This window comes from Cupriavidus sp. FW306-01-F10A (genome assembly GCF_058782785.1).
On the sequence record NZ_JBYSYA010000016.1, the window covers coordinates 64,425 to 89,922 of the forward strand.

Consider the following 25,498-nt stretch of genomic DNA (forward strand, 5'->3'; position numbering starts at 1 on the left):
GCGGCACCATCGCCATGGTGGCCGGCGAGGCCTCGGGCGACCTGCTGGCATCGTTGATGATGGGCGGGCTGCAGTCCCGCCTGGGCGATACGGTCGAGTACGCCGGCATCGGCGGCAAGCGCATGATGGCGCAGGGCTTCACCTCGCGCTGGCCGATGGAAACACTGTCGGTCAACGGCTATGTCGAGGTCCTGGGCTCGCTGCGCGAGATCCTGGCCACGCGGCGCGCGGTGCGCGACTGGCTGCTGGCCAATCCGCCGCAATGCTTTATCGGGGTTGACGCCCCGGACTTCAATTTCGGCCTGGAACTGCCGCTGCGCCGTGCCGGCATCCCGGTGGTGCATTTTGTCAGCCCGTCGATCTGGGCCTGGCGCGGCGGGCGCATCCGCACCATCGCGCGCGCGGTGGACCACATCCTGTGCCTGTTCCCGTTCGAGCCGGAGATCTACGCCAAGGCCGGCATCCCGGCCACCTACGTGGGCCATCCGCTGGCTGACGTGATCCCGATGGTGCCCGACGTCGCCGGCGCGCGCGCCGAACTCGGCCTGCCGGCCGGGCACCGCATCGTCGCCGTGCTGCCGGGCAGCCGCCAGTCCGAAGTGCGCAACCTCGGCGCCACCTTCTTTGCCGCCATGGCTCGCATGCAGCGCATGGACCCGAACCTGGCGTTCGTGCTGCCGGTGGCGAGCGCGCAGCTGCGCGGCATCGTCGAGGAACTGCACGCGCAGTATCCAGAACTGCGCCTGACCATCGTCGACGGCAAGTCGCACCAGGCGATGGAGGCGGCCGACGTGGTGCTGCTGGCCAGCGGCACCGCCACGCTGGAAGCGGCGCTGTACAAGAAGCCCATGGTGATCTCGTACAAGGTGCCCTGGCTGACCGCGCAGATCATGAAGCGGCAGGGTTACCTGCCGTACGTGGGATTGCCTAATATCCTTTCAGGGCGCTTCGTCGTGCCGGAACTGCTGCAGGACGATGCCACGCCCGAGGCGCTGGCCCGCGAAACGCTGCTGCAGCTCAACGACGAGGGCAACACCGCCTTCCTCTACGAGCATTTCACCCGCATGCACGAGACGCTGAAGTGCAATACCGCGCAACTGGCCGCCGATGTGGTGGTGGATCTGATGCACAGCCGGGGGACCGTCTGATGGCGCGCCGCAATGCCGCTTCTCCCCAGATGGGCCTCGATCTCGCCCCGGCCGCTGCCGCCGTGCAGCGCCTGTGCGGCGTTGACGAAGCGGGCCGCGGCCCGCTGGCCGGGCCGGTCTATGCCGCCGCGGTGATCCTGGACCCGAAGCGTCCGATTCGCGGCTTGGCCGACTCCAAGATCCTGACTGCCGCCAAGCGCGAGCAGCTCTACGAAAAGATCTGCGAACGCGCGCTGGGCTGGCATATCGCCTTTGCCACGGTCGAGGAGATCGATACGCTCAACATCCTGCACGCGAGCATGCTGGCAATGCAGCGTGCCGTGCAGGGGCTGGCCGCCAGCGGCATCGTGCCGGACCTGGTGCAGGTCGATGGCAATCGTTGCCCGCAGGTGCCGTTCCCGGTCGAAGCCATTGTCCAGGGCGATGCGCTGGTCAAGGCGATCTCGGCGGCGTCGATCCTGGCCAAGGTGGCGCGCGACCGCGAGCTGAAGGTGCTGCACGAGCGCTATCCGCAGTACGGCTTCGATTCGCACGTCGGCTACGGCACGCCGCAGCATCTGGCTGCGCTGGCCGAGTTCGGCGCCACGCCGCACCACCGCCGTTCGTTTGCGCCCGTGCGCGAGGCGCTGCAGCAGCGGCCCATGTTCACCGCGGTGGCCGAAGTTACCGAAGTCATCGAAGTCACCGGGGCCAGCGCCTCGGTATCGGTCACGGTCGCGCCCTGAGGGGCAACCGGCGTATCCCGACAATTCCCGCATCGTGAAGCACGTCACCTCGCGCGACAACGCGCTGTTCAAGCATCTGAAGGCCTTGGCCACTTCCACGCACCAGCGCCGCAAGGCAGGGCAGTCGCTGCTCGACGGCGTGCACCTGGCGCAGGCCTATGTGGCCGCGCGCGGCCAGCCCGTCACCTGCGTGGTGTCGGAACGGCACTACGACCATGCCGAGGTGGCGCCGGTGCTGGCGCTGATCGAGGCCGAGCGCGTGGTGGTGCTGGCCGATGCACTGTTCACGCAGATCAGCGGCGTGGTCAATGGCATCGATCTGATGCTGGTGATCGAGACGCCGGTCGGGCATCTGCCTGCGCGCATCGAGCAGGACTGCATCATCCTGGACGGGGTGCAGGATGCCGGCAATGTCGGCTCGATCCTGCGCAGCGCCGCCGCCGCCGGCATCCAGCATGCCTTCCTTGCCACCGGCTGTGCCTTTGCCTGGTCGGTCAAGACGCTGCGTGCCGGCATGGGTGCCAACTTTCACCTGAATATCGTCGAGCACTGCACGCTTGAGTCGCTTGCGCCGCGCCTCGCGGTGCCGCTGCTGGCGACTTCGTCGCACGCCGATGCCGCGGTATTCGAAACCGACCTGCGCGGGCCGGTGGCCTGGGTGGTCGGCAACGAGGGGGCAGGGGTCAGCGAGGCCTGGATGGCGCACGTCACGCGCAAGGTGGGAATCCCGCAACCGGGCGGGCTGGAATCGCTGAATGTGGCGGCGGCGACCGCCATCTGCCTGTTCGAGGCAGTGCGCCAGCGGCGCGCCGCCTGAGGCTGCGCCGGCAGTGCAAAAAAAGCGGCCTGAGCGGCCGCTTTTTACTTAGTAGTTGTCGCGATCGACCTTGATCTCCTGCAGGATCGTGGTCGCGATTTCCTCAATGGACTTGTGCGTCGACGACAGCCATTTGATGCCTTCACGCCGCATCATGGCCTCGGCTTCGTTGACCTCGTAGCGGCAGTTTTCCAGCGCCGCGTACTTGCTGCCGGGGCGGCGCTCGTTGCGGATCTCGGTCAGGCGCTGCGGATCGATCGACAGGCCGAAGATCTTCGGCTTGAACGCATACAACGCCGACGGCAGCCGGCCGCGCTCGAAATCGTCGGGGATCAGCGGGTAATTGGCCGCCTTCAGCCCGTATTGCATGGCCAGGTAGAGGCTGGTCGGGGTCTTGCCGCTGCGCGACACGCCCACCAGGATCACATCGGCTTCTTCCAGGTTCTTGTGTGACTGGCCGTCATCATGCGCCAGCGAGAAGTTGATCGCTTCGATCCGGTTTTTGTAAGCCTCTGTATCAGCGTTCTGGTGGAAGCGGCCGATGGCGTGAGTCGACTTCAGCCCCAGTTCTTTCTCAAGCGGCTCGATGAAGGTCTGGAACATGTCCAGGATCATCGCCTTGGCGCGGCGCAGTGCCTTGTTCGCTTCCTGGTTGACCAGGGTGGTGAAGACGATGGGCGGCACGCCTTCGTTGTGGAATGCCTCATTGATCTTGCCGACGGCGATATGTGCCTTTTCCGGGGTATCGACGAAGGGCATGCGCACCTTGCGGAAGCGCATCTCGAACTGGGCCAGGATGGAGTGGCTGAACGTCTCCGCCGTGATGCCGGTGCCATCCGAGACGATGAACACGGTGCGGACCGCAGGGCGCTCGCTGGCCTGGGGCGCGGGAGCGGAGGGGGATTCAGGCTGCGTTCCAGGCTGGGACCCGGGCGTCGCCGTTCCGGGCGCTTCTGGCAGGGACATGGGGATGGCGCAATAAATAAATAGATTCAATCTTCCGCAGAAAAGTGCGGCGCAGCACGGTAGAATAGCGGCGATCTTTTCGCTAAGCAATTCCGCAGGGTGCCCGCCCATGGAACAATCCGGGCCCGGAATTGTCGACAATCTGCGCTACGCGATGAGAGCCGTAGCGCCAGGTCCGCAGCGCCAGTTCGGGGTTGCTTAGCCAAGCGATCAGTCCGGGAACAGAACTCCAAGAACATACCGGACATGGGCGACAAGTTTTCTACTTTGTTTTGAGGCTCTCATGACTAACCAGGCAGATAACGGCGCCTACGTGTTGCCGTTCGAGCAGTTGCGCATGGCTGACGTGGAAATCGTCGGCGGCAAGAATTCGTCGCTGGGCGAGATGATCTCCCAGCTGGCGGAGGCCGGCGTCCGGGTTCCCGGCGGCTTTGCCACCACCGCGCTCGCCTTCCGCGACTTCCTTGCCCACAACAACCTGACCGAGCGCATTTCCCAGCGCCTGAAGACCCTGAACGTCGACGACGTCAAGGCCCTGGCCGAGGCCGGTGCCGAGATCCGCGAGTGGGTCGCCTCCGCGCCGTTCCAGCCGCGCCTGGAACAGGAAATCCGTGAATCCTACGCCCGCGTGGCCGAGCGCGAAGGCGCCGAGGCCTCGTTCGCCGTGCGTTCGTCGGCCACCGCCGAAGACCTGCCCGACGCCTCGTTCGCCGGCCAGCAGGAGTCCTACCTGAACGTCAGCGGCATCGACGACGTGCTCGACAAGATCAAGCACGTGTTCGCGTCGCTGTACAACGACCGCGCCATTTCCTACCGCGTGCACAAGGGCTTTGCCCATGACGTGGTGGCACTGTCCGCCGGTATCCAGCGCATGGTCCGTTCGGACCTGGCCGCTTCGGGCGTGATGTTCACCATCGACACCGAATCCGGCTTCCCCGACGTGGTCTTCATCACCTCCAGCTACGGCCTGGGCGAAACGGTGGTGCAGGGCGCGGTCAACCCGGACGAGTTCTACGTCTTCAAGCCGACGCTGCAGGCCGGCAAGTACCCGATCATCCGCCGCTCGATCGGCTCCAAGCTGATCAAGATGGAATTCACCAAGCCGGGCGAAGCCGGCCGCGTGAAGACCGTCGACGTGCCGGGCGAACTGCGCAACCGCTACTCGATCAGCGACGAGGACGTGACCGAGCTGTCCCGCTACGCGATGATCATCGAGAAGCACTATGGCCGCCCGATGGACATCGAGTGGGGCAAGGACGGCAAGGATGGCAAGATCTACATCCTGCAGGCCCGCCCGGAAACGGTGAAGAGCCAGTCCGCCGGCAAGGCCGAGCTGCGCTTCAAGCTCAAGGGCACCGCCCCCGTGCTGACCAGCGGCCGCGCCATCGGCCAGAAGATCGGCACCGGCCCGGTGCGCGTGATCAACGACCCGTCCGAGATGGAACGCGTGCAGCCCGGCGACGTGCTGGTGGCCGACATGACCGACCCGAACTGGGAGCCGGTGATGAAGCGCGCCTCGGCCATCGTCACCAACCGTGGCGGCCGTACCTGCCACGCCGCCATCATCGCGCGTGAACTGGGCGTGCCGGCCGTGGTCGGCTGCGGCGATGCCACTGACATCCTCAAGGACGGCACGCTGGTAACCGTGTCTTGCGCCGAAGGCGACGAAGGCCGCATCTACGACGGCCTGCTGGAAACCGAAGTGACCGAAGTCCAGCGTGGCGACATGCCGGAAATCGACGTCAAGCTGATGATGAACGTGGGCAACCCGCAGCTGGCGTTCGACTTCGCGCAGATCCCGAACTGCGGCGTCGGCCTGGCCCGCCTGGAATTCATCATCAACAACAACATCGGCGTCCACCCGAAAGCCATCCTCGACTACCCGCAAGTCGATGCCGACCTGAAGAAGGCCGTGGAAAGCGTGGCGCGCGGCCATGCCAGCCCGCGCGCGTTCTACGTCGACAAGCTGGCCGAGGGCATCGCCACCATCGGCGCGGCCTTCTACCCGAAGCCCGTGATCGTGCGCCTGTCGGACTTCAAGTCCAACGAGTACAAGAAGCTGATCGGCGGTTCGCGCTACGAGCCGGACGAGGAAAACCCGATGCTGGGCTTCCGCGGCGCCTCGCGCTATATCGCCGATGACTTCGCCGAAGCGTTCGAGATGGAATGCAAGGCCATGAAGCGCGTGCGCGATGAAATGGGCCTGACCAACGTCGAGATCATGGTGCCGTTCGTGCGTACGCTGGGCCAGGCCGAGAAGGTCATCGAGCTGCTGGCCAGGCACGGCCTGAAGCGCGGCGAGAACGGCCTGCGCGTCATCATGATGTGCGAAGTGCCGTCCAACGCGATCCTGGCCGAAGAGTTCCTGCAGTACTTCGACGGCTTCTCGATCGGCTCGAACGACCTGACCCAGCTCACGCTGGGCCTGGACCGCGACTCCGGCATGGAGTTGCTGGCCAAGGACTTCGACGAGCGCGATCCGGCAGTGCGGTTCATGCTGTCGCGCGCCATCGAGGCGTGCCTCCGCCTGGACAAGTACGTCGGCATCTGCGGCCAGGGCCCTTCGGACCATCCGGACTTTGCCGAGTGGCTGACCAAGGAAGGCATCAAGTCGATCTCGCTGAATCCGGACTCGGTGGTCGAGACCTGGCAAAAGCTGGCTTCCTGAAGCATTTGACGTCACAATAACGACATTGCCGGCGCCTTCTGGCAGCCGGCAGGCACCGGCCCTGCGTCAGGTGTTGCTACTGCCCCGCAGACGCTGAAAGGCGCTGCGGGGTTTTTACTTTTCGGGATGTATCTGGACGAACGGGAGCTTGGATGGCGTACTACATCTGGTTCGTGGCAGCGGTCGCGCTGGTGATCATCGAGATGAACACCGGCACCTTCTACCTGCTGATGGTGGCGGTGGGGCTGGCCGCCGGCGGCGTGGGGGCCTTGCTGGGATTGTCGCCGGCCGCGCAGACGCTGGTGGCGGCGCTGGTCGCTGCGGTGCTGATCGCAGGCCTGCGCCGCACCCGCTTTGGCAAGCTGCGGCGCGGCAACGCCGCCGCCGATCCCAACGTCAATATCGATATCGGCCAGGAGCTGGACGTGCCCGGCTGGGACGCCAACGGGCGCGCCCGCGTGCCGTACCGCGGCGCCGACTGGACCGTGGAGCTGGCGCCCAACTGTGCCGCCGCACCAGGACGCCACCGCATCGTCGCGGTGCGTGGCAGCACCCTGGTCGTGTCTCCCCGCTGAAACCCTGTCTTAATGCGCAGCGCGGCAATTGTCGCGCTGCGATCCGCCTGCCGCCGCCTGGCGGCTCCGTACTGCTGTCTTCTGTCTGGAGGGTCGTTACATGCTCGCATTTCAGCTTGGTTTGTTGCCGCTGATCATCCTCATTGCCGTTATCGTGCTGATTGCCAAGGGCATCAAGATCGTGCCGCAGCAGCATGCCTGGGTGCTCGAGCGCCTGGGCCGCTACCACGCGACGCTGACGCCGGGGCTGTCGATCGTGGTGCCGTTCGTCGACCGCGTCGCCTACAAGCACGTGCTCAAGGAAATCCCGCTGGACGTGCCCAGCCAGGTCTGCATCACCAAGGACAACACCCAGCTGCAGGTCGATGGCGTGCTGTACTTCCAGGTCACGGACCCGATGAAGGCATCGTATGGATCGAGCAATTTCGTGGTGGCGATCACGCAGCTGTCGCAGACCACGCTGCGCTCGGTGATCGGCAAGCTGGAGCTCGACAAGACCTTCGAGGAGCGCGAGTTCATCAACCACAGCGTGGTCAACGCGCTGGACGAGGCCGCATCCAACTGGGGCGTCAAGGTGCTGCGCTACGAGATCAAGGACCTGACCCCGCCCAAGGAGATCCTGCACGCGATGCAGGCGCAGATCACCGCCGAACGTGAAAAGCGCGCGCTGATCGCGGCGTCGGAGGGCAAGCGCCAGGAGCAGATCAACCTGGCCACGGGCGCGCGCGAGGCGGCGATCCAGAAGTCAGAGGGCGAGCGGCAGGCCGCCATCAACACGGCCCAGGGCGAGGCGAGCGCGATCCTGGCGGTGGCCGAGGCCAACGCGCAGGCGATCCAGAAGATCGGCAATGCGATCCGCACCGAAGGTGGCATGGATGCGGTCAACCTGAAGGTGGCCGAGGAATACGTGGCCGCCTTCGGCAACCTGGCCAAGCAGGGCAATACGCTGATCGTGCCGGGCAATATGGGCGACATGAGCAGCATGATCGCGGCCGCCCTGCAGATCGTGAAGGGGCAGCAGAAGGCTGCCTGAAGGGGCTGACGGACACGCCGCGGCAGCGCGGCGCCGGGGCTCAGTCCTTGGCGTCGCCCTTCATGATGCGGGCCTTCTCGCGCTGCCAGTCGCGCTGTTTCTCGGTCTCGCGCTTGTCGAACTGCTTCTTGCCCTTGGCCAGGCCGATCTCGCATTTGACGCGGCCGCGCGTGTAGTGCAGGTTCAGCGGGACCAGGGTATAGCCGCGCTGCTCGACCTTGCCGATCAGCTTCTTGATCTCGTCGGCCTTGAGCAGCAGCTTGCGGGTGCGCACCGGGTCGGGATTGACGTGGGTGGAGGCGCTTTGCAGCGGGCTGATATGGGCGCCGATCAGGAACATCTCGGCATCGCGCACCACCACGTAGCCCTCCTTGATCTGCACGCGGTTGGCCCGGATCGCCTTGACTTCCCAGCCTTCCAGCACGATCCCGGCCTCATATCGCTCTTCGATGAAGTAGTCGAAAAAGGCCTTTTTGTTGTCTGCGATGGTCATGCGTGCGGGTGGGGGAACAATGAGTGGAATCCGGTCGGATCGCTGCAGTGCCGCATGGCGAGGTGCCGCCATGCGCCAGCGTCGGCTAAAATTGGCATTTTAGCAAACCAGCCCCGGTACCGGCTCATGCTGCCGCGCGTTGCGCACGGCGTGGCCGGAAGCCAGATTGCCCACTACATGGCAGACGTCCATAAATCCGTGCTGCTCGGCTACTCCGCCGCGCAGATGTACGACCTGGTCACGCGCGTGGAGGACTATCCCAAGTTCCTTCCATGGTGCGGTGGCGTGGAGGTGTTCGAGCAGACCGATACCATGCTCGACGCCAAGATCCATATCCACTTCAAGGGGATCCAGCAGTTCTTCCACACCCGCAATACGCAAGAACGCCCCACCCGCATCGACATGACCTTTGCCGACGGGCCGTTCAAGACCTTCAACGGCGCATGGCGCTTTACGCCTCTGCGCGAAGACGCCTGCAAGATCGAATTCCACCTGCACTATGAGTTTTCCAGCCTGCTGCTGGAAAAAATCATCGGCCCGGTCTTCAGCATGATTGCCAATACCTTTGTCGACGCCTTCGTCAAGCGGGCCGAGGTGGTCTATGTCGCCAACTGACGCCGGCGCGGGGGCGGTGCATATCGCGGTCTGCTATGCGCGGCCCGATAGCGTCTTCCTGAAGGAGATCGACGTGCCAGCCGGCACCACGATTGCCGCGGCCATAGTCGGCTCCGGGCTGCAGCAGGCCTGTCCGGAGGTGGACCCGTCGACCATGCGGGTGGGCATCTTCGGCAAGCTCAAGACGCCGGAGACGGTGGTGCGCGAAGGCGACCGCGTGGAGGTCTACCGGCCCTTGACCGCCGATCCCAAGCAGGCGCGCCGCAAGCGCGTGCAGAAGCAGCGCGCGGGCGGCACGCGCGAAGGCCAGAAGTGGTTGCGCGGCAGCGGTTGAGCCGAGCCTGCCAGGCATGCAAACGGGGCCGATGCGCCCCGTTTTTCTTTGGTTTCAGCTGCAGTTCTTCTCGAGGCTGGCGTTGGTCTTGAGCACCTCGGCCTGGCGCTGGTCGCTGTTCAGGTGCTGCAGCGAACCGTCCGGACCCGCCACCGCGGCGCGCATGCCTTGCTGCAGGCCGTTGGCGTAGTTGCGCAGCTGCGCGCAGCGGGCCTCGCGCTCGGCCGCCTCGCTTTCCTTGCGGGCCTCTTCGGTAGCGGCTTTCAGGCTGGCCTCGCGGCGCTTCTGGAAGGCTTCTTCGGGCGTCGGCGCCGGGGCCGCGGCGGGCTTGGCCGGAGCCGGGGCAGCAGGGGCGGGCGCCCCGGCATTGGCGGCCTCCACCGGCTGCAGCTCGCCGGCGAAGCGGCCCGGGGCGCGCAGCACCTTGGCTGCCGCCGCCGACGGCGGCACGTCGCTGTAGACCATGCGGCCGTTGGCGTCGCGCCATTGCCAGTAGGCAAGGGCCTGGACGGGAACGGCGAGAGTGGCGGCGGCAAGCAGGCACAGCGCGGACGATCGTTTCATGGCGAGGCGTCTTAAAGTGACTCGGAAGTAACTGGTGCGGCTGGAATCGTGCTGGGCCGCCGGCTGGGCGCATGGCGATGCCGCGGCAGGACAGCCGCGGCGATGGCTTGGCGCCCGCCCGGTATCAGGTGCGTAGCGCCGGTTTGACCCTGGTAAAGCTGTTGTTCGTGGCGCGTGTGACCCCCGCGCCATCGTTCGCTAGTCTACGCAGACTTGTCGGTGGCGTGCAAGCGCACCGACCAGGCCACGCCGACCATCAGCAACACAATGGCGGCGATTTCCAGCGGCCGCGGCCAGCGGTGGTCGAAGACAAAACCGTAGGCCAGCGCGAACAGCGTCTCGAACACGATCATCTGGCCCGACAGCGTCAGCGGCAGGCGCCGGCTGGCGATGTTCCACAGGTTGTTGCCGATCAGTGATGCGCCCAGCGCCACCGCGGCATTGACCATCCAGAACCACTGCCAGTCACGGCCACTGTCGCCCGCGGTCAGCGTGTCGCCCGCCAGCGCCCAGCCGATCACGGCCAGCACCGCCGACACCGCGCCGGTCGACAACCCGTACAGCGCCGACCATTCATTGCCGCTGTAGTGCGGGTTGCGCTGCAGGTAGCGTGCGTTATCGACCGCGTAGAGCGTCCAGCAGACCAGCGCGCCGGCTGCGCAGCAGACCCCGGCCAGTTTCTGCCAGACCGGCCGGACTGCCGCGCCGGCTGCCGCCGCGTGGGCGCTCTGGCCGCCGCCGAACAGGTCGATATTGATGCAGGCGATGCCGGCGGCCACCACCAGCAGCGGCCACGCCAGCCGCGACAGCGGCATGGCGCCGTGGTCGCGCCGGCCCATGATGGTGACCGAGATCGGCAGGATGCCGATGATCAGGGAGGTGGGACCCACCCCGGCGAGCTGCACGCCGAAGGCCAGCAGCACGTAGTAGAGCAGGTTGCCGGTGAAGGCCTGGCGCAGCAGCGCCACGCAGTCCGCCCGGGTCAGCTTGCGCGCGATGCGCTTCATCAGCGGCAGCGCGGCCACGAAGGCGACCAGGCCGTAGGCCAGGTAGCGGCCGATGGCCAGCTCCCACGGCGAGAACACGGGCAGCAGCTTGGGGGCGATAAAGACCATGCCCCAGAAGGCGCCTGCCAGCAGCCCGCACAATACGCCGATTCCCATGCTTCGCGTTCGCCCGAATAAAAGGACGACGAGCATAGCAGACCGCTTCCAGGAAAGCCCATTGCAGTGCATCAGCAAAGCGCGCATTCCTGTATAATTCGGTTTTGCGCCTAGAGGATTTGCTATGCGTCTTGTCCAGAAAGCACTCACATTCGATGACGTGCTGCTCGTCCCGGCCTATTCGGCCGTCCTTCCCCGGGATGTCTCCCTCCGCACCAGCCTGACCCGCTCCATTGAACTGAACATCCCGCTGGTATCCGCGGCGATGGACACAGTGACGGAAGCCCGCCTGGCGATTTCCATGGCGCAGGCCGGCGGTATCGGCATCGTCCACAAGAACCTGAAGCCCGCCGACCAGGCCCGCGAAGTCGCGCGCGTGAAGCGCTATGAGTCGGGCGTGCTGCGTGATCCGATCACCATTTCGCCGGACATGAAGGTCCGCGATGTGATCGCGCTGTCGCAGCAACATGGCATTTCCGGCTTCCCGGTGCTGGAAGGCAAGGCCGTGGTCGGCATCATCACCAACCGCGACCTGCGCTTCGAGGAAGAGCTCGACGCCCCGGTGCGCGCCAAGATGACGCCCCGCGAAAAGCTGGTGACCGTGGCCGAAGGCGCGACGCTGGAAGAAGCCAAGCGCCTGATGAACCGCCACCGCCTTGAGCGCGTGCTGGTGGTCAACCAGGCCTTCGAGCTGCGCGGCCTGATCACGGTGAAGGACATCCAGAAGGCAGTGGACAATCCGCTCGCCAGCAAGGACGAGCGCGGCCAGCTGCGCGTGGGCGCCGCGGTCGGCGTGGGCCCGGACAACGACGAGCGCGTCGAACTGCTGGTCAAGGCCGGCGTCGATGTGATTGTGGTGGATACGGCGCACGGCCATAGCCAGGGCGTGCTGGACCGCGTGCGCTGGGTCAAGCAGAACTTCCCGCAGGTGCAGGTGGTTGGCGGCAATATCGCCACCGGCGATGCCGCGCGTGCGCTGGTCGAGCATGGCGCCGACGGCGTCAAGGTCGGCATCGGCCCGGGCTCGATCTGCACCACGCGTATCGTTGCCGGCGTGGGCGTGCCCCAGATCACGGCGGTTTCCAACGTGGCCGAGGCCCTCAAGGGCACCGGCGTGCCGCTGATCGCTGACGGCGGCGTGCGCTACTCCGGCGATGTGGCCAAGGCCCTGGCGGCCGGCGCCCACACGGTGATGATGGGCGGCATGTTCTCGGGTACCGAGGAAGCGCCGGGCGAAACCTTCCTGTTCCAGGGCCGTTCGTTCAAGAGCTACCGCGGCATGGGTTCGGTGGGTGCGATGAAGGATGGCGCGGCAGACCGCTACTTCCAGGAAGACAACACCGCCAACGTCGACAAGCTGGTGCCGGAAGGCATTGAAGGCCGCGTGCCGTACAAGGGCTCGGTGATGGCGATCATCCACCAGCTGACCGGCGGCGTGCGTGCCTCGATGGGCTATTGCGGCAGCAAGTCGATTGCCGACTGGCACGAGAGCGCCCAGTTCGTCCAGATCACGGCAGCCGGCATGCGTGAATCGCACGTGCACGACGTGCAGATCACCAAGGAAGCGCCGAACTACCATATCGACTGAGGCGCAGCGGCTGCGCCCGTCGCCTCGCGGCGGTGCGCGGCCGCAACGTCGTCGGGGCGAGGGCGCATTGCCGCGGGCGGCGCCTTCGCCTGACCGGAATGCCATCCGGCCCGGCCGCTCGCCAAGCCGGTGTTGCCTGAACGTGGGCCGCACCCGCCGGCCGCACCATCGGCCAGGCCCATGACGAGGAGCGCCAATGAAGGTATTGCTGCGAGCCGTGCTGTTTTTTGATGCCCTGGTGGATTTGATGCTGGGCATCCTGCTGTTGATGTCCCCGTTCACCACGCTGTATGCGGCGCTGCAGTTGCCGCAGCCGCAACCGGCCCTGTTCGGGCAGCTGCTGGGCGTGGCACTGGTCGGCCTGGCCGCGCTGCTGTGGCAGGCAACATTCAACGGCCAGCTGACGGTGCCAGTGGCGCGCACAGCCGGCTATGTGAACCTGGCCAGCGCAGTGCTGATCATTGCCTGGATGGTGTTCATGGAACTGCCGCTGGTCGGCGCGGGCAAGATCTGGCTGCCGGTGATGGCAGTGGTGCTGGCGTTTTTTGCGCTGGTGCAGATTCCCGCTTCCAGGCGCGTGCGCAACCGCGAAAGGCAGCTGAAGGCCGAGCGCGCACTGCAGGAACAGGAACACAAGAAGGAAGTCCGCAAGGAACCCGGCGTCGCCCCCGCGGCGCGCCCAACGAATACCCCAGAATACCGGCGCGAGCCGGTCATCACGCCGCCGCCGGGCTATGGCCCCGGCACGGAAGTCGTGACCGAGCCCATTCCGGAAGACACGCCATCGGCCCATCATGCACGACAAAATCCTCATTCTTGATTTCGGCTCGCAGGTCACGCAGCTGATCGCCCGCCGCGTCCGCGAGGCGCACGTCTATTGCGAGATCCACCCGAACGACGTCTCCGACGACTTCGTCCGCGAGTTCGCCCCCAAGGCCATCATCCTGTCCGGCAGCCACGCCAGCACCTATGAAGACCACCAGTTGCGCGCGCCGCAAGCCGTGTGGGACCTGGGCGTGCCGGTGCTGGGCATCTGCTACGGCATGCAGACCATGGCCGTGCAGCTGGGCGGCAAGGTCGAGTGGAGCGACCAGCGCGAATTCGGCTACGCCGAGGTGCGCGCCCATGGCCACACCAACCTGCTCAAGGACATCGAGGATTTCCGCACGCCGGAAGGCCATGGCATGCTCAAGGTCTGGATGAGCCACGGCGACAAGGTTGCCGGCCTGCCGCCGGGCTTCAAGCTGATGGCCTCCACCCCCAGCTGCCCGATCGCCGGCATGGCCGACGAGGCGCGCGGCTACTACGCGGTGCAGTTCCACCCCGAGGTCACGCATACCGCCAAGGGCCGCCAGATGCTGGAGCGCTTCGTGCTCGGCATCGCCGGCTGCAAGCCTGACTGGGTCATGCGCGACCATATCGAGGAAGCAGTTGCCAAGATCCGCGAGCAGGTCGGCGATGAAGAAGTCATCCTGGGCCTGTCCGGCGGCGTCGACTCGTCGGTGGCCGCGGCGCTGATCCACCGCGCCATCGGCGATCAGCTCACCTGCGTGTTCGTCGACCACGGCCTGCTGCGCCAGGACGAAGGCAAGCTGGTGATGGAAATGTTTGTCGGCCGCCTGCACGCCAAGGTCGTGCATATCGACGCCTCCGATCAGTTCCTCGGCCATCTGGCCGGCGTGACCGATCCCGAGCAGAAGCGCAAGATCATCGGCCGCGAGTTCGTCGAAGTATTCCAGGCCGAGGCCAGGAAGCTGACCAACGCCAAGTGGCTGGCGCAGGGCACGATCTATCCGGACGTGGTGGAGTCGGGCGGCACCAAGACCAAGAAGGCCACCACCATCAAGAGCCACCACAACGTCGGCGGCCTGCCGGAAACGCTGGGCCTGAAGCTGCTGGAGCCGCTGCGCGACCTGTTCAAGGACGAAGTGCGCGAGCTGGGCGTGGCCCTGGGCCTGCCGCCGGAAATGGTCTACCGCCACCCGTTCCCGGGCCCGGGCCTGGGCGTGCGCATCCTGGGCGAAGTCAAGCGCGACTACGCCGACCTGCTGCGCCGCGCCGATGCCATCTTCATCGAAGAACTGCGCAAGACCATCGCCACCGAACAGGACGCCGCCGCGGGCGTGTGCGAGCCGGACCAGGTCGGCAAGAGCTGGTACGACCTGACCAGCCAGGCCTTCGCCGTGTTCCTGCCGGTCAAGTCCGTGGGCGTGATGGGCGACGGCCGCACCTACGACTACGTCGTGGCGCTGCGCGCGGTGCAGACCACCGATTTCATGACCGCGCACTGGGCGCACCTGCCCTATGCGCTGCTGGGCCGTTGCTCTAACCGGATCATTAACGAAGTACGTGGCCTGAACCGGGTTGTGTATGACGTGTCGGGGAAACCGCCGGCGACGATTGAGTGGGAGTAACGTGTAATCCGCTTTTAATCGAGCATACAGGGCGCCCTCGAGGCGCCTTGTCTTTTGGCTCCGCGCTTCGCGTTGCCGCGGCGGGGCTGGGCGGTGGTGTCGACTTCCCCTCCGTTCCCGCTTTAGTCCCTCGGACCTGTATTGATTGCATTGCGATACGCAAACAACGCCGGCGCACCACCGGTATGCAGGAACAACACCGGGCCATCCGAAGCAAAACGCCCGCGCGCGACGCCATCGAGCAAACCAGCCATCGCCTTCCCCGTATAGACGGGATCGAGCAACACACCTTCGGTACCTGCCAGGATGCGGATGGCCTCCAGTCCCGCCTGGTTGGGTTCACCATAGCGAGGTGCGAAGTACTCGTCCCACAACTCGACCTTCAGCCATGCCGGCACCGCGACATCGAGCAGCGCGGCAGTCCCTTCGATCAGCCCAGCCACCTTCGGCGTTTGCGCCGCGACGCTGCGCGACACGGTAACGCCGACGACCGGTGTATCCGGCATCGCGTGTGCGAGCGCAAACGCAAGCCCGCCATGGGTTCCGGCACTGCCGGACGCCAGCACGACCGCCGAGAACGCAAGACCCATCTCCTCGGCTTGCTGCGCCAGCTCCAGGCCGGCACGTACATACCCCAATGCCCCCAGCGGATTGGACCCGCCGATTGGGATGACATACGGCTTGTGCCCCTCGCCACGCAGCCGTTCCGCAAGGGCTTGCAACTGTGCGTCGGCGTTGTCGAGACTAGTAACCGGCTCGGCCTGTGCGTCGAACAAATCGAGCAGCAGGCGGTTGCCGCTGTGCAGGTAGTCGCCGTCTGCCGTGCCGGTCGGGTTCTCCAGCAACGCGTTGCAGCGTAGCCCAAGACGGGCCGCCAGCGCCGCCGTCTGGCGGACATGATTCGACTGTATGGCTCCGGCCGTTACCAGCGTATCGGCGCCCTGGCGCAAGGCGTCAGCCGCCAGGAACTCAAGCTTGCGCAGCTTGTTTCCGCCAAACGCAAGTGGTGTGGTGTCATCCCGCTTGACGTAGATATCGCGCCCGAGCATCCCGGACAGGCGATCAAGCTTTTGCAGGGGCGTGACCGCGCCGACCAGATCGAGGCGGGAGAAAGCGGCAAGGCGATCCGAGATCTTCATGATTTCGACTTTGGGGGAGGTGGACCAGGACGGTGCGGCGGCGGGCGTTGTCAGCGGGAACCTTGATCGCCCCCGACCGCCCCCGCCTTTATGCAAGCGGGTGTGAGTCAATGCAGGATCTTTGCGAGAAACTCCTTCGCACGGGCCGACTTCGGGTCGCCGAAGAAGGCGTCCTTGCCGGTATCCTCGACGATGGCGCCGCCATCCATGAAAATTACGCGGCTGGCGACCTTCTTCGCGAACCCCATTTCATGGGTGACGCAGATCATCGTCATGCCCTCGCGTGCCAGTTCGACCATGACGTCCAGCACCTCATTGATCATTTCGGGATCGAGCGCCGATGTCGGTTCGTCGAACAGCATGGCGATCGGATCCATCGACAGCGCGCGTGCAATGGCAACGCGCTGTTGCTGCCCGCCCGAAAGCTGCCCGGGGTATTTCCGCGCATGCGCTTTCAGGCCGACGCGCTCGAGCAGGCGCATGCCGTTCTCCTGTGCTTCCTCTTTGCGGCGTTTCAACACTTTGACCTGCGCCAGGGACAGGTTGTCGAGAATGGACAGATGCGGGAACAGCTCAAAATGCTGAAACACCATGCCAACCCGCGCACGCAACTGGGCGAGCTTGATCTTCGGATCACCGACCATTACCCCGTCCACACTGATCCGGCCCTGCTGAAACGGCTCGAGGCCGTTGACCGTTTTGATCAGCGTGGATTTTCCTGATCCGGAAGGGCCGCAGATGACCACGACCTCGCCTTTTTCTACCTGGGTGCTGCACGCATCAAGCACCTTGAACTGACCGTACCACTTCGATACGCCTTCGAGCGCGATCATCGTTTTGTCTCCTACTTGCAGATTGCATTCTTCGGGTTTCCGACCCGTTAGATCAACGCGTCACAGGCAGTGTCAGACGCGCCTCGAGGCGTCGCTGTGCCCATGACAATCCGGTGCTGAACAGCCAGTAGATCGCTGCTACCGACAGATACAAGGGAAGCGGTTGGAACGTTGATGCGATGATTTCCTGGGACGACCTGAGCAACTCGGTCACGGTGATGACTGACACTAGCGACGTATCCTTGATCAGGCTGATGAGCGTGTTGCCGAGGCTTGGCACGGCGAGCCGCAGGGCCTGCGGGCAGACGATGTAACGCAGCGTCTGCAGATGGCCCAGCCCGAGGCTGTGCGCGGCGCTCCATTGCCCTCTGCCGATACCGAGAATCGCGCCGCGCATGCTTTCCGACAGGTACGCGCCGGCATTGGCCGTGAGGGTAAGAATGCCGGCGCTGGTGGGGTCCAGGGAAATGCCGAGGTCTGGCAGGCCATAGTAGACGACGAACATCTGGACCAGCAGCGGCGTCCCGCGCATGACACTGACATAGGCGCGCGCAATGCCGCCGAGGATTGGACTGGTGCTGATACCCATGATGGCGACCACGATCCCGACCAGCAGGCCGAAGACCATCGACGCCAGGGCAAATTTCACGGTGATCACTGCTCCGTGCAGGAGTACCGGCGATGCATGAATGACTAGATCAAGAGATTCCATGATTCGATCCGTAGAAGTGGCCGCGTGGCCGGCCAGGCCGAGGCCTGCAGCGATGGAAGGAGCCGGCCGGCGTGGCAGCGATTACTGGGCGACGGGTCTGCTGGCGTCGGTACCCAACCACTGGATGGACAGCTTGCGCAACGTGCCATCCTGCTGCAACGCGTTCAGTGCGTCGTCAATGGCTTTGGCAAACTTGGGATTGCCCTTGCGGAACGGGATTCCCATCTCAAGCTTCGTGCCAGCGAGCAGCGCGCCGGTGCGTAGCGGCATCTTGGAGTTCTTGATCAGGTATGGCAGCATCAGGCGGTCATTGAGGGCCGCATCGATGCGCCCGGCCGCCAGGTCACGCAGGTTTTCCGACGTACCCGGATAGGTCTGCACCAGGATACCCGGCACGGATTTCGCCAGTTCGGCATAGTTGCTGCCCAGCGTGACGCCGACGGATTTTCCCTTCAGCTCTTCAAGCGAATTGAACTCGCGCTTGTCATTGTTGCGCTGAAGTACCTGGACCGCGGAATAGACGTATGGCTGGGTAAAATCCAGAGCCTGGCGGCGCGCCGGCGTGATGCCCACCTGGTTGACGATGACGTCGAACTTGCCGGCTTGCAGGCCGGCAATGATGCCACTCCACTCGGTGGTGATGAACTGGACCTTGAGCCCCATCTTGTCGGCCACGGCTTTGGCTACGGCCACGTCAAAGCCGTCGAGCTGACCGTCGCCATTGCGATAGCCAAAGGGTGGGTAAGTGCCCTCCATGCCGACTTTCAGGACACCGCTGACTTTGACCGAATCCAGCAGATCTTCAGCGTGCACGGCGGGCGCCGTGACAATCAGGAGGGTCGCGATGCACGCGCTTTGCAACAGCAGCTTCAGGGATTTCATGTCTTGTCTCCAATGTAGGAATAGGTATTTTTTTGAGGGCACTGCTACTGCACGGCAAGTCTGCGGAACGCGGCTTCCAGGTCGGCGATCAAATCCTCCTTGGCCTCCAGGCCCACGTGCAATCGAAATGCCTGGCCGGCATACGGCCAGGCGGCTGCGGGGCGCTCCTCCCTGGGATCGAAGGGCATCACCAGACTCTCGAATCCGCCCCAGGAAAAGCCTAGGCGGAACAGCTTCAGGTCGTCGATGAAGGCACGGAACGCCTCACGCCCATATCCGGGCTTGAGCACGACGCTGAACAATCCTGAAGCCCCCGTGAAATCCCGACGCCAAAGGGCGTGGCCCGGCGCACCAGGGAGCCCGGGGTGCAATACCCGGGCCACCTCCGGGCGGCACGCCAGCCAATCGGCAATTGCCAGTCCGCTACGCTGATGCCGCTCAAGGCGCACGGCCATCGTCCGCAAGCCCCGCTGCGCGAGATAGACGTCGTCCGGGCCCGCGTGCTGGCCAGTGGCGAAGACATAGTCGCGCACCGTGTTCCATGACTCACGGTTGGTCGTGATCACACCCATCAAGGCGTCCGAATGCCCAACGATGTATTTCGTCCCCGCATGCACGGAGACGTCCACGCCGTGCTCGAATGGCTTGAAGAACAAGGGCGTGGCCCACGTGTTGTCGATGACGACGACCGCGCCATGCCGGTGTGCGACCTTCGCAATGGCAGGAATGTCCTGCATTTCGAACGTCTGCGAACCCGGTGACTCGGCGAACACGAGCGTCGTGGTCGGACGGAACAAGGCCGCGATGTCGGACCCAAGCGTGGGGTTGTAGAACGTCGCTGACACGTTGCAGCGGGCCAGTACCGTTTCGACGTAGTGGCGCGTCGGGCCATAGACGCTGTCGCTCACCAGAATGTGATCGCCGGCTTTGACGAATGCCATGATGGCGCTCGTACACGCCGCCAGGCCGGACGACACTAACAGCGAACGGTGCCCGCCTTCGAGCTGCGCGAGTGCGTTCTGCAACGCGAAGGTGGTCGGCGTGCCTTTGCGGCCGTACCACATGACATCCGTGTCGGCGCCCGACATGGCACGCCCGCGCGCTTCCATGTCGTCGAGATTGCGAAACGTCACCGTCGACGCATGGAAAACCGGCGGATTGACGACGCCGCCGAAATCGTCCGGATCGATCACGCCGTGCGAGAGGTAGGTATCGGGGGACATCCGGATTACCCTCGTCTGGCGCTGTTGACCATGTCGCCCAGGCGCTCCAGTCCCATGCGGAGATTGGGCTCGGGCGGGCCGAACGAGAAGCGCACCCAGCTTGCGTCGATGTATTCGGTGGCGCGCTGGTTGCCCGGATTGACGTCGAAGAACCTGCCGGGCACGGTCATGACCTTGCGCTTGAGACCCTCCGTAAAGAAGGTGTCCGCGGTGTTCAGCGGCGCGGGCAGCCGATGCACCCGGCCCCAGAGATAGAACGTGCCGTTGCCAGGGCATGGGATCTCGACACCCATGTCGGTCAGCGCGTCCAGCATGATGCGGCGCTTCCTGGCGAACATCTTCCGCAATGCGGACGTTTCCTGATCCGCACGGTCGCGTTGCAGCGCTTGCACGGCAAGCCGTTGCACGATCGTCGGCGGGCCGCCGTCGATGGCGCTTGCGGCACGGCTGATCATGTCGATCACCTCGGTCGGCCCCACCACCCAGCCCACGCGCAGTCCGGGGTAACGATGATTTTTCGTCAAGCCGTCGACGATGACGACCGGGTCCGTTTCCACGTCCTCGACGAACTCGGCGGCAGATACCGGCTTGTCCGCGGGGGCATGGCCATCTTCGAACACGAAGTGCGAATAGAACTCGTCGAGCAGCATCCAGCAGCCCGTGTTGCGCGCCGCCGCCACATACTGTGCCAGTGCTTCACCACGTACCACGGCCCCGGTGGGGTTGTTGGGATTGCTCCACAGCAGTGCGTCCAGCTCTTCCCTTGCGATCAGTCCCTCGAGCGCCTGCGCCGGGATGGCAAAGCCGTCTTCGGGCCCCACGGGCAGCGTGACCGGCGTGAAGCGATGGCGGTGGTAAGCGATCAGATCTTCGTAGGCGGTGTAGTCGGGCACGACGTGGCCCAGGCGAATTTCGCCCAGGGTGGCGAGCAGGCGCGACAGCGCAAGCCGCCCGCCGGACGCAATCGCAACATTGTCCTTCGTGTACTGCGATGCCTTGCCGTGACGATAGCGACGGTTGTAATCGTCCGCGACCGCCTGACGCAGGGCATCGATGCCGCCGACCGGCCCGTAGGCGCAATCGGCCACGTCGAACTGCAGTGAAGCCAACCGTTCCGGCGCGCCTGCCATGGGCCCGATTTCAGGCTGCCCCTGGCCGAGGTTGCACCAGTCGGGATGACCGTTGCGGAAGCCGAGCTTGACGGCTTCGTGAACGACGTGGATCACGCCCATATAGGGGACCGGGCGTAGCAGGGAAGACGCTAGTGAGCTTGTCATGTTGTTGTCGAAGGGGGGCTTGTTTATCGGTGACGCGACGCCACGCGGTTGCGATGGGTGACCATGCGCTCATGCAGCCGGGAGATCGTGTTGCTGCCTGTGGCGACGAAGAGAAAAGGCAGCATGCCGTGCACGAGCGCCGCGATCGATGCGAACAGCATCGACGCGCCAAATGAAAACGACGACAACATATGCTGCAGATAGCTCTCGCCAACCGATGCCGGGTGCTCTTGGAAGAGCCGGAATATTGTTCTCATGGTGGGGGCGTCATCCGGTATTGCGCATTGTCCGATCCTGGATTGGAAAGCCGGTTTCGCGCTGTTTGTGAGAGAAATCATAGTGTTCGATTTCCGCAAATTGCTTCCATAAACACCCGTAAGCTCGCTCCTAATTAGAATAATTTTCTACTGGGATGGTGCAATGTAGAACAGCAGGCTCCGGCGTACTTTCCAGGTATCGCTGCGCGTCGAGCGCGGCCATGCAGCCCGTGCCGGCGCTGGTGATCGCCTGCCGATAGATGTGGTCCTGCACGTCGCCTGCCGCGAACACGCCCGGCACACTCGTGCCCGTGGCGTTGCCCGAGAGGCCGCCGTTGGTGACGATGTAGCCGTTCGTCATCTCGAGCTGGCCTCTGAAGAGATCGGAGTTCGGCTTGTGGCCGATGGCGATGAAAACGCCTTGGAGTGCGAGTTCGGTGGTCTCGCCGGTTTGCGCATGCCTGATGCGCAGGCCGGTCACGCCAGCCCCGTCGCCATTCACTTCGTCGAGCACGTGGTTCCATTTGATCTCGACAACACCTTGCTTCGCCTTCTCGAGCAGACGGTCGACCAGGATCGGCTCGGCGCGGAACTTGTCGCGGCGGTGGATCACCGTGACCTTTTTCGCGATGCCAGCCAGATACAGCGCTTCCTCGACCGCCGTATTGCCGCCGCCAACCACGGCTACATGCTGCTGCTGGTAGAAGAAGCCGTCGCAGGTCGCGCAAGCGGACACGCCGCGGCCCATGAAGGATTCCTCGGACGGCAGGCCGAGATACTGTGCGGACGCGCCTGTCGCGATGATCAGCGCGTCGCAGGTGTACTCGCCGGATTCGCCGATCAGGCGAATCGGCTTCCCGTCGAGCTTTGCCGTGTGGATGTGGTCGAACACGATCTCGGTCTTGAAGCGCTCCGCGTGATCGAGAAAGCGCTGCATCAGCTCTGGGCCCTGCACCCCCGTTGCATCCGCCGGCCAGTTTTCGACATCGGTCGTGGTCATCAACTGGCCGCCTTGCGCCAGGCCCGTGACGAGCACCGGCGACAAGTTGGCGCGCGCTGCATAGACGGCGGCGGTATAGCCGGCAGGGCCGGAACCGAGAATCAGGACCTTGGCGTGCTTGGGCGAAGACATAGGGGAATCCATAGCTTATTCAAGAGACTTCAGGCGATTGCCTGAAGCGATACTGAGCAGGTTCGAAGTCGAGGCCCGCCACGCATGGGCATCGCCAAAGTTGCGGCAGGCGATGCCGCAAATCGCAATGGCTGCGATCGGCGCGCGGGGCTGCATGGAAGGCCTCTTCACGCATGAGCCGGGTTGGCCTGTAGTCAGGAGGCGGGATGCGCCACACCGTACTGCGACGACAGGTATCGACGGATATGGTCGGGCGAATCGATAAAACGCGTCTGGCCGCTTACGTGAATCTCCACGCCGTCATCGACCGGCGCGCGCCCGGCGCCGAGCACCAGGACGGGGGCGGACTGGTTCGCCTCGCCGATCAGTTCGACAATTGCCATGCGAGGGCGGGGCGCATCGATGTATTCGACATCAACTTCATTGCGCAACTGCGGGAAGAAGCCGAGCAGGCCTTCAACGGCAACGGAATCTCCACAATAGAACGGACCTTCCGAGCCTGAAAAAAAGCCGGGGCGAAGCATGAATAGTTTGTCTTTCACTTTCACTCTCTCTGCGGGTTGAAATTGCTGGCGGACGCGCGTCGCTTGCCGTATCGCGAACCACCGGCCACAGGATAAGCAGCGCAAATTGAACCCACCAGTGGCACGAACGACAATTTGCGTAAAGATCGTGCCAACTTGATGGGAGTGGCGGCGATCAGGATCGCAGCACACGCAACAGACATGGGGGAGAGTCTTGCGAGACGTAGAGCGGTTGGGGCAAAATCAATCGCTAGTGGCATCAATGCCAGTTTCCGTCCATATCGTGCCAAAGACCAAATCACAATCGTCTGCCAACGCAGGACTGGTTGCCGTCGTCGTGTATGACGGCCTGAGCCTCTTTGAATATGGCTGCGCCGTTGAAGTGTTCGGTCTGCCAAGACCTGAAATGGGTGACAGCTGGTATCGCTTCACGACCTGTTCCGCCGAATCGGGGAGGTTGCGCGGTTCGGGGGGCATCCAGGTACAGGCTGACGGTGGCCTCGAACTCCTGGCCAAAGCGAAGACCATCATCATTCCGGGGTGGCGCGGTATCGAAGCGGAGGTCCCGCCGGAACTTTGCCGCGCGTTGAGGAAGGCAAACAAACGCGGGGCGCGCGTCATGTCAATCTGCACCGGCGCCTTTGTCCTGGCGGCAGCGGGGTTGCTCGATGGAAAGCGTGCGACTACGCACTGGCGCCATGCCGCAGCACTCGCGGCGCGATATCCGGACGTCCACGTGGAAGCGGACGTGCTCTATGTCGATGCCGGCGATGTCCTCACGTCTGCCGGCAGTGCGGCGGGAATCGACTTGTGCCTCCACCTGATTCGCCGGGATCTTGGCCCGCGCGCTGCCAATCAGGTCGCACGCCGACTGGTCATGCCACCCCACCGCGAAGGCGGGCAGGCCCAGTATATCGACGAGCCGGTCTCAAAGCGTAGCGGCTCGTCGCTGGCACCCTTGGTGGACGCGGTGCGCGCAACATTGGACGAAGGCTGGTCGATTCTCAGAATGGCAAGGCAAACGGCGATGAGTGCCCGGACCTTTCAGCGGCACTTTGTCAGTACGATGGGGATGCCGCCAGGGGAGTGGCTGCTTACCGAGCGCCTGGGCCGGGCCAGGACGTTGCTCGAAGAGACCGATTTATCCGTGGATGAAATCGCGGTGCAAGTCGGCTTTGGTGCTGCAGCCACGTTGCGCAATCATTTCCGGACTCGGCTTGGAACCAGCCCGGGTTACTACAGGCGACGGTTCAGCGCATCCGAGGCACGCTGATTGGACTTTCTGATTGAGCAGCGCGAACAGCTTGCGCATGAGAGTCGAGGCAGCCGGACCCCTTAGCGCGATTCCGTTGGCACGTCAGCTGCCAGTATCTCGCGGGCGCGCAGAATTGCCGACATTGCGTTTGGCCATCCCGGTCGGCGGAGCGCGGACAGGGCGCTGGGCTGTCGCGGTGCCTTTCGCTGGCTATCGCCGGCCAGCGGAACAGGTTGGCGGTAGACGTGGCGGTAGAACACTGGGGCCGAATTAATGCCCTCCCGCTTTCAAGGGCAGCGAACGCCCGTCGATTTCCATTGATGGCAGCCCCAGGAGCGCGCGCGCCTGGGCCACTGTCGCCACGGGGCGCCCATATTCCTCGCACAAGGCTGCTACCTGGCTGACCAGCGCAGCGTTGGAGGGCGCCAGTGTCTGCTTGTCGAGCCGCACATTGTCTTCCAGGCCGGTGCGGCAATGGCCGCCCAGTTCGAGCGACCAGCGCGCCATCGTCAACTGGCCCCGACCGATGCCAGCGCCGGTCCAGGTCGCATCGGGTGCCAGGCGCCGCAGGGTGTGCACGTAGAAGGCGAGCACCTCGCGATCGACCGGCATCGCATTTTTGATCCCCATCACGAACTGGATATGCAGCGCGCCGCCGATCTTGCCGGCCTGTTGCATGGCCACTGCCTGGAAGATCATCGACAGGTCGAAGGCCTCTATCTCGGGCTTGACGGCGTAGGCCTTCATTTCCGCGGCGAGCCAGTCCACCAGGTCTGGCGGATTGTCATAGACGCGGGTCGGGAAATTGACCGAGCCGGTGGCAAGCGATGCCATGTCCGGCCGCAGCGACAGCATCCCCCCTCGCTCCCTTCCCGCGCCGGAGCGGCCGCCGGTGGAGACCTGCGTGATGATTCCCGGCGCATGCTTGCGGATGCCCTCCAGCACGCGGGCAAAGCGGTCGGGCTCGGAGGAGGGCGTCTCGTCGTCATTGCGCACGTGCAGGTGGACTAGCGTGGCGCCCGCCTCGAAGGCGGCCTGGGTGGATTCGATCTGCTCGCTGACCGTGATCGGCACGGCAGCGTTGTCACGCTTGCGCGGCAGCGAGCCGGTGATGGCGACGGAGATGATGCAGGGCTGGGTCATGTCGGCTCCGGTAAGGAT

26 protein-coding genes are annotated in these 25,498 nt (G+C 64.6%); 12 read left to right on the forward strand and 14 right to left on the reverse strand.

Going from position 1 to position 25,498, the window contains the following annotated elements; genetic code table 11:
* The first annotated feature begins 14 nt into the window (after window positions 1–14).
* The 3 genes from lpxB to AC3WLF_RS21780 are packed head-to-tail and all read left to right on the forward strand — an operon-like array spanning window position 15 to window position 2,690.
* Entirely contained in the window at window positions 15–1,148 is a 1,134-nt protein-coding gene (gene lpxB, locus AC3WLF_RS21770; protein WP_492317944.1) for a lipid-A-disaccharide synthase, read from the forward strand.
* Entirely contained in the window at window positions 1,148–1,873 is a 726-nt protein-coding gene (gene rnhB / locus AC3WLF_RS21775; RefSeq protein WP_492317832.1) for a ribonuclease HII, read from the forward strand. The genes lpxB and rnhB overlap by 1 nt, the downstream gene beginning before the upstream one ends.
* 34 nt (window positions 1,874–1,907) lie before the next feature.
* Window positions 1,908–2,690, forward strand: a complete 783-nt coding sequence (locus AC3WLF_RS21780; protein ID WP_492317831.1) for a TrmH family RNA methyltransferase — start codon at window positions 1,908–1,910, stop codon at window positions 2,688–2,690.
* 48 nt (window positions 2,691–2,738) lie between these two features.
* Here AC3WLF_RS21780 and ppsR read toward each other — a convergent pair whose 3' ends face one another.
* Window positions 2,739–3,542 carry a posphoenolpyruvate synthetase regulatory kinase/phosphorylase PpsR gene (gene ppsR / locus AC3WLF_RS21785; RefSeq protein WP_010809585.1) on the reverse strand — a complete coding sequence of 268 codons (804 nt, stop codon included), beginning with the start codon at window positions 3,540–3,542 and terminating at the stop codon, window positions 2,739–2,741.
* A 397-nt stretch (window positions 3,543–3,939) separates the two neighbouring features.
* Here ppsR and ppsA point away from each other — a divergent pair, with 397 nt between their 5' ends.
* From ppsA to AC3WLF_RS21800, 3 genes are all read left to right on the forward strand, one after another.
* Entirely contained in the window at window positions 3,940–6,324 is a 2,385-nt protein-coding gene (ppsA, locus tag AC3WLF_RS21790) for a phosphoenolpyruvate synthase (RefSeq protein WP_492317830.1), read from the forward strand.
* Window positions 6,325–6,476: 152 nt separating this feature from the next.
* Window positions 6,477–6,899, forward strand: coding sequence for an NfeD family protein (locus AC3WLF_RS21795; protein ID WP_010809583.1), 423 nt, complete (start codon window positions 6,477–6,479; stop codon window positions 6,897–6,899).
* 100 nt (window positions 6,900–6,999) lie between these two features.
* Window positions 7,000–7,932 (forward strand): SPFH domain-containing protein, encoded by a 933-nt coding sequence (locus tag AC3WLF_RS21800; protein WP_010809582.1) that lies wholly within the window; start codon window positions 7,000–7,002, stop codon window positions 7,930–7,932.
* Between the two features lie 40 nt (window positions 7,933–7,972).
* On the opposite strand, the gene smpB is transcribed toward AC3WLF_RS21800, so the two are convergent.
* Window positions 7,973–8,425: an SsrA-binding protein SmpB gene (gene smpB, locus AC3WLF_RS21805; RefSeq protein WP_013956942.1), complete on the reverse strand. Its 453-nt coding sequence runs from the start codon at window positions 8,423–8,425 to the stop codon at window positions 7,973–7,975.
* 177 nt (window positions 8,426–8,602) lie between these two features.
* On the opposite strand from smpB, the gene AC3WLF_RS21810 reads away from it, so the two are divergent.
* Together AC3WLF_RS21810 and AC3WLF_RS21815 are read left to right on the forward strand one after the other, a co-directional pair.
* Window positions 8,603–9,040, forward strand: a complete 438-nt coding sequence (locus tag AC3WLF_RS21810) for a type II toxin-antitoxin system RatA family toxin (protein WP_010809580.1) — start codon at window positions 8,603–8,605, stop codon at window positions 9,038–9,040.
* Window positions 9,027–9,374 (forward strand): RnfH family protein, encoded by a 348-nt coding sequence (locus tag AC3WLF_RS21815; RefSeq protein WP_492317829.1) that lies wholly within the window; start codon window positions 9,027–9,029, stop codon window positions 9,372–9,374. The genes AC3WLF_RS21810 and AC3WLF_RS21815 overlap by 14 nt, the downstream gene beginning before the upstream one ends.
* A gap of 54 nt (window positions 9,375–9,428) precedes the next feature.
* Here the strand turns inward: AC3WLF_RS21815 and AC3WLF_RS21820 are convergent, their stop codons facing one another.
* Complete coding sequence (locus AC3WLF_RS21820) at window positions 9,429–9,938, reverse strand: DUF4124 domain-containing protein (protein WP_492317828.1); 510 nt, start codon at window positions 9,936–9,938, stop codon at window positions 9,429–9,431.
* Window positions 9,939–10,141: 203 nt separating this feature from the next.
* Complete coding sequence (locus tag AC3WLF_RS21825; RefSeq protein WP_492317827.1) at window positions 10,142–11,101, reverse strand: DMT family transporter; 960 nt, start codon at window positions 11,099–11,101, stop codon at window positions 10,142–10,144.
* 124 nt (window positions 11,102–11,225) lie between these two features.
* Between AC3WLF_RS21825 and guaB the strand changes: the two genes are divergently transcribed.
* The 3 genes from guaB to guaA all read left to right on the forward strand — a co-directional run bounded on the left by guaB (window position 11,226) and on the right by guaA (window position 15,103).
* Window positions 11,226–12,689 (forward strand): IMP dehydrogenase, encoded by a 1,464-nt coding sequence (gene guaB, locus AC3WLF_RS21830; RefSeq protein ID WP_010809576.1) that lies wholly within the window; start codon window positions 11,226–11,228, stop codon window positions 12,687–12,689.
* 196 nt (window positions 12,690–12,885) lie between these two features.
* Window positions 12,886–13,509: a membrane protein gene (locus tag AC3WLF_RS21835; protein WP_010809575.1), complete on the forward strand. Its 624-nt coding sequence runs from the start codon at window positions 12,886–12,888 to the stop codon at window positions 13,507–13,509.
* On the forward strand, window positions 13,484–15,103 hold the full coding sequence (guaA, locus tag AC3WLF_RS21840; RefSeq protein ID WP_492340331.1) for a glutamine-hydrolyzing GMP synthase: 1,620 nt from the start codon (window positions 13,484–13,486) through the stop codon (window positions 15,101–15,103). Before AC3WLF_RS21835 ends, guaA begins: the two co-directional genes overlap by 26 nt.
* A 122-nt stretch (window positions 15,104–15,225) precedes the next feature.
* Here guaA and AC3WLF_RS21845 read toward each other — a convergent pair whose 3' ends face one another.
* The 9 genes from AC3WLF_RS21845 to AC3WLF_RS21885 all read right to left on the reverse strand — a co-directional run bounded on the left by AC3WLF_RS21845 (window position 15,226) and on the right by AC3WLF_RS21885 (window position 23,100).
* Window positions 15,226–16,242: a D-cysteine desulfhydrase gene (locus AC3WLF_RS21845; RefSeq protein WP_492358829.1), complete on the reverse strand. Its 1,017-nt coding sequence runs from the start codon at window positions 16,240–16,242 to the stop codon at window positions 15,226–15,228.
* A 107-nt stretch (window positions 16,243–16,349) separates the two neighbouring features.
* Window positions 16,350–17,075 (reverse strand): amino acid ABC transporter ATP-binding protein, encoded by a 726-nt coding sequence (locus AC3WLF_RS21850; RefSeq protein WP_492317824.1) that lies wholly within the window; start codon window positions 17,073–17,075, stop codon window positions 16,350–16,352.
* Window positions 17,076–17,127: 52 nt separating this feature from the next.
* Window positions 17,128–17,787: an amino acid ABC transporter permease gene (locus AC3WLF_RS21855; protein WP_492317823.1), complete on the reverse strand. Its 660-nt coding sequence runs from the start codon at window positions 17,785–17,787 to the stop codon at window positions 17,128–17,130.
* 81 nt (window positions 17,788–17,868) lie between these two features.
* On the reverse strand, window positions 17,869–18,669 hold the full coding sequence (locus AC3WLF_RS21860; RefSeq protein WP_316149854.1) for a transporter substrate-binding domain-containing protein: 801 nt from the start codon (window positions 18,667–18,669) through the stop codon (window positions 17,869–17,871).
* A 44-nt stretch (window positions 18,670–18,713) separates the two neighbouring features.
* Window positions 18,714–19,892: a cystathionine beta-lyase gene (metC, locus tag AC3WLF_RS21865; RefSeq protein ID WP_492317822.1), complete on the reverse strand. Its 1,179-nt coding sequence runs from the start codon at window positions 19,890–19,892 to the stop codon at window positions 18,714–18,716.
* 5 nt (window positions 19,893–19,897) lie between these two features.
* The gene (locus AC3WLF_RS21870; RefSeq protein WP_492356852.1) at window positions 19,898–21,124 is read right to left on the reverse strand and encodes a pyridoxal phosphate-dependent aminotransferase; all 1,227 of its coding nucleotides are present in this window, start codon (window positions 21,122–21,124) and stop codon (window positions 19,898–19,900) included.
* Between the two features lie 68 nt (window positions 21,125–21,192).
* Window positions 21,193–21,426 carry a DUF6356 family protein gene (locus AC3WLF_RS21875; RefSeq protein WP_492344790.1) on the reverse strand — a complete coding sequence of 78 codons (234 nt, stop codon included), beginning with the start codon at window positions 21,424–21,426 and terminating at the stop codon, window positions 21,193–21,195.
* A gap of 130 nt (window positions 21,427–21,556) precedes the next feature.
* Window positions 21,557–22,558: a thioredoxin-disulfide reductase gene (trxB, locus tag AC3WLF_RS21880; protein WP_492317819.1), complete on the reverse strand. Its 1,002-nt coding sequence runs from the start codon at window positions 22,556–22,558 to the stop codon at window positions 21,557–21,559.
* A gap of 194 nt (window positions 22,559–22,752) precedes the next feature.
* Entirely contained in the window at window positions 22,753–23,100 is a 348-nt protein-coding gene (locus AC3WLF_RS21885; protein WP_026201285.1) for a DUF3088 domain-containing protein, read from the reverse strand.
* Between the two features lie 244 nt (window positions 23,101–23,344).
* Between AC3WLF_RS21885 and ftrA the strand changes: the two genes are divergently transcribed.
* Window positions 23,345–24,355: a transcriptional regulator FtrA gene (gene ftrA, locus AC3WLF_RS21890; protein ID WP_492317818.1), complete on the forward strand. Its 1,011-nt coding sequence runs from the start codon at window positions 23,345–23,347 to the stop codon at window positions 24,353–24,355.
* A 252-nt stretch (window positions 24,356–24,607) separates the two neighbouring features.
* Here the strand turns inward: ftrA and AC3WLF_RS21895 are convergent, their stop codons facing one another.
* Window positions 24,608–25,480 carry a 3-oxoadipate:acetyl-CoA acetyltransferase gene (locus AC3WLF_RS21895; protein WP_492317817.1) on the reverse strand — a complete coding sequence of 291 codons (873 nt, stop codon included), beginning with the start codon at window positions 25,478–25,480 and terminating at the stop codon, window positions 24,608–24,610.
* Window positions 25,481–25,498: the final 18 nt, after the last annotated feature.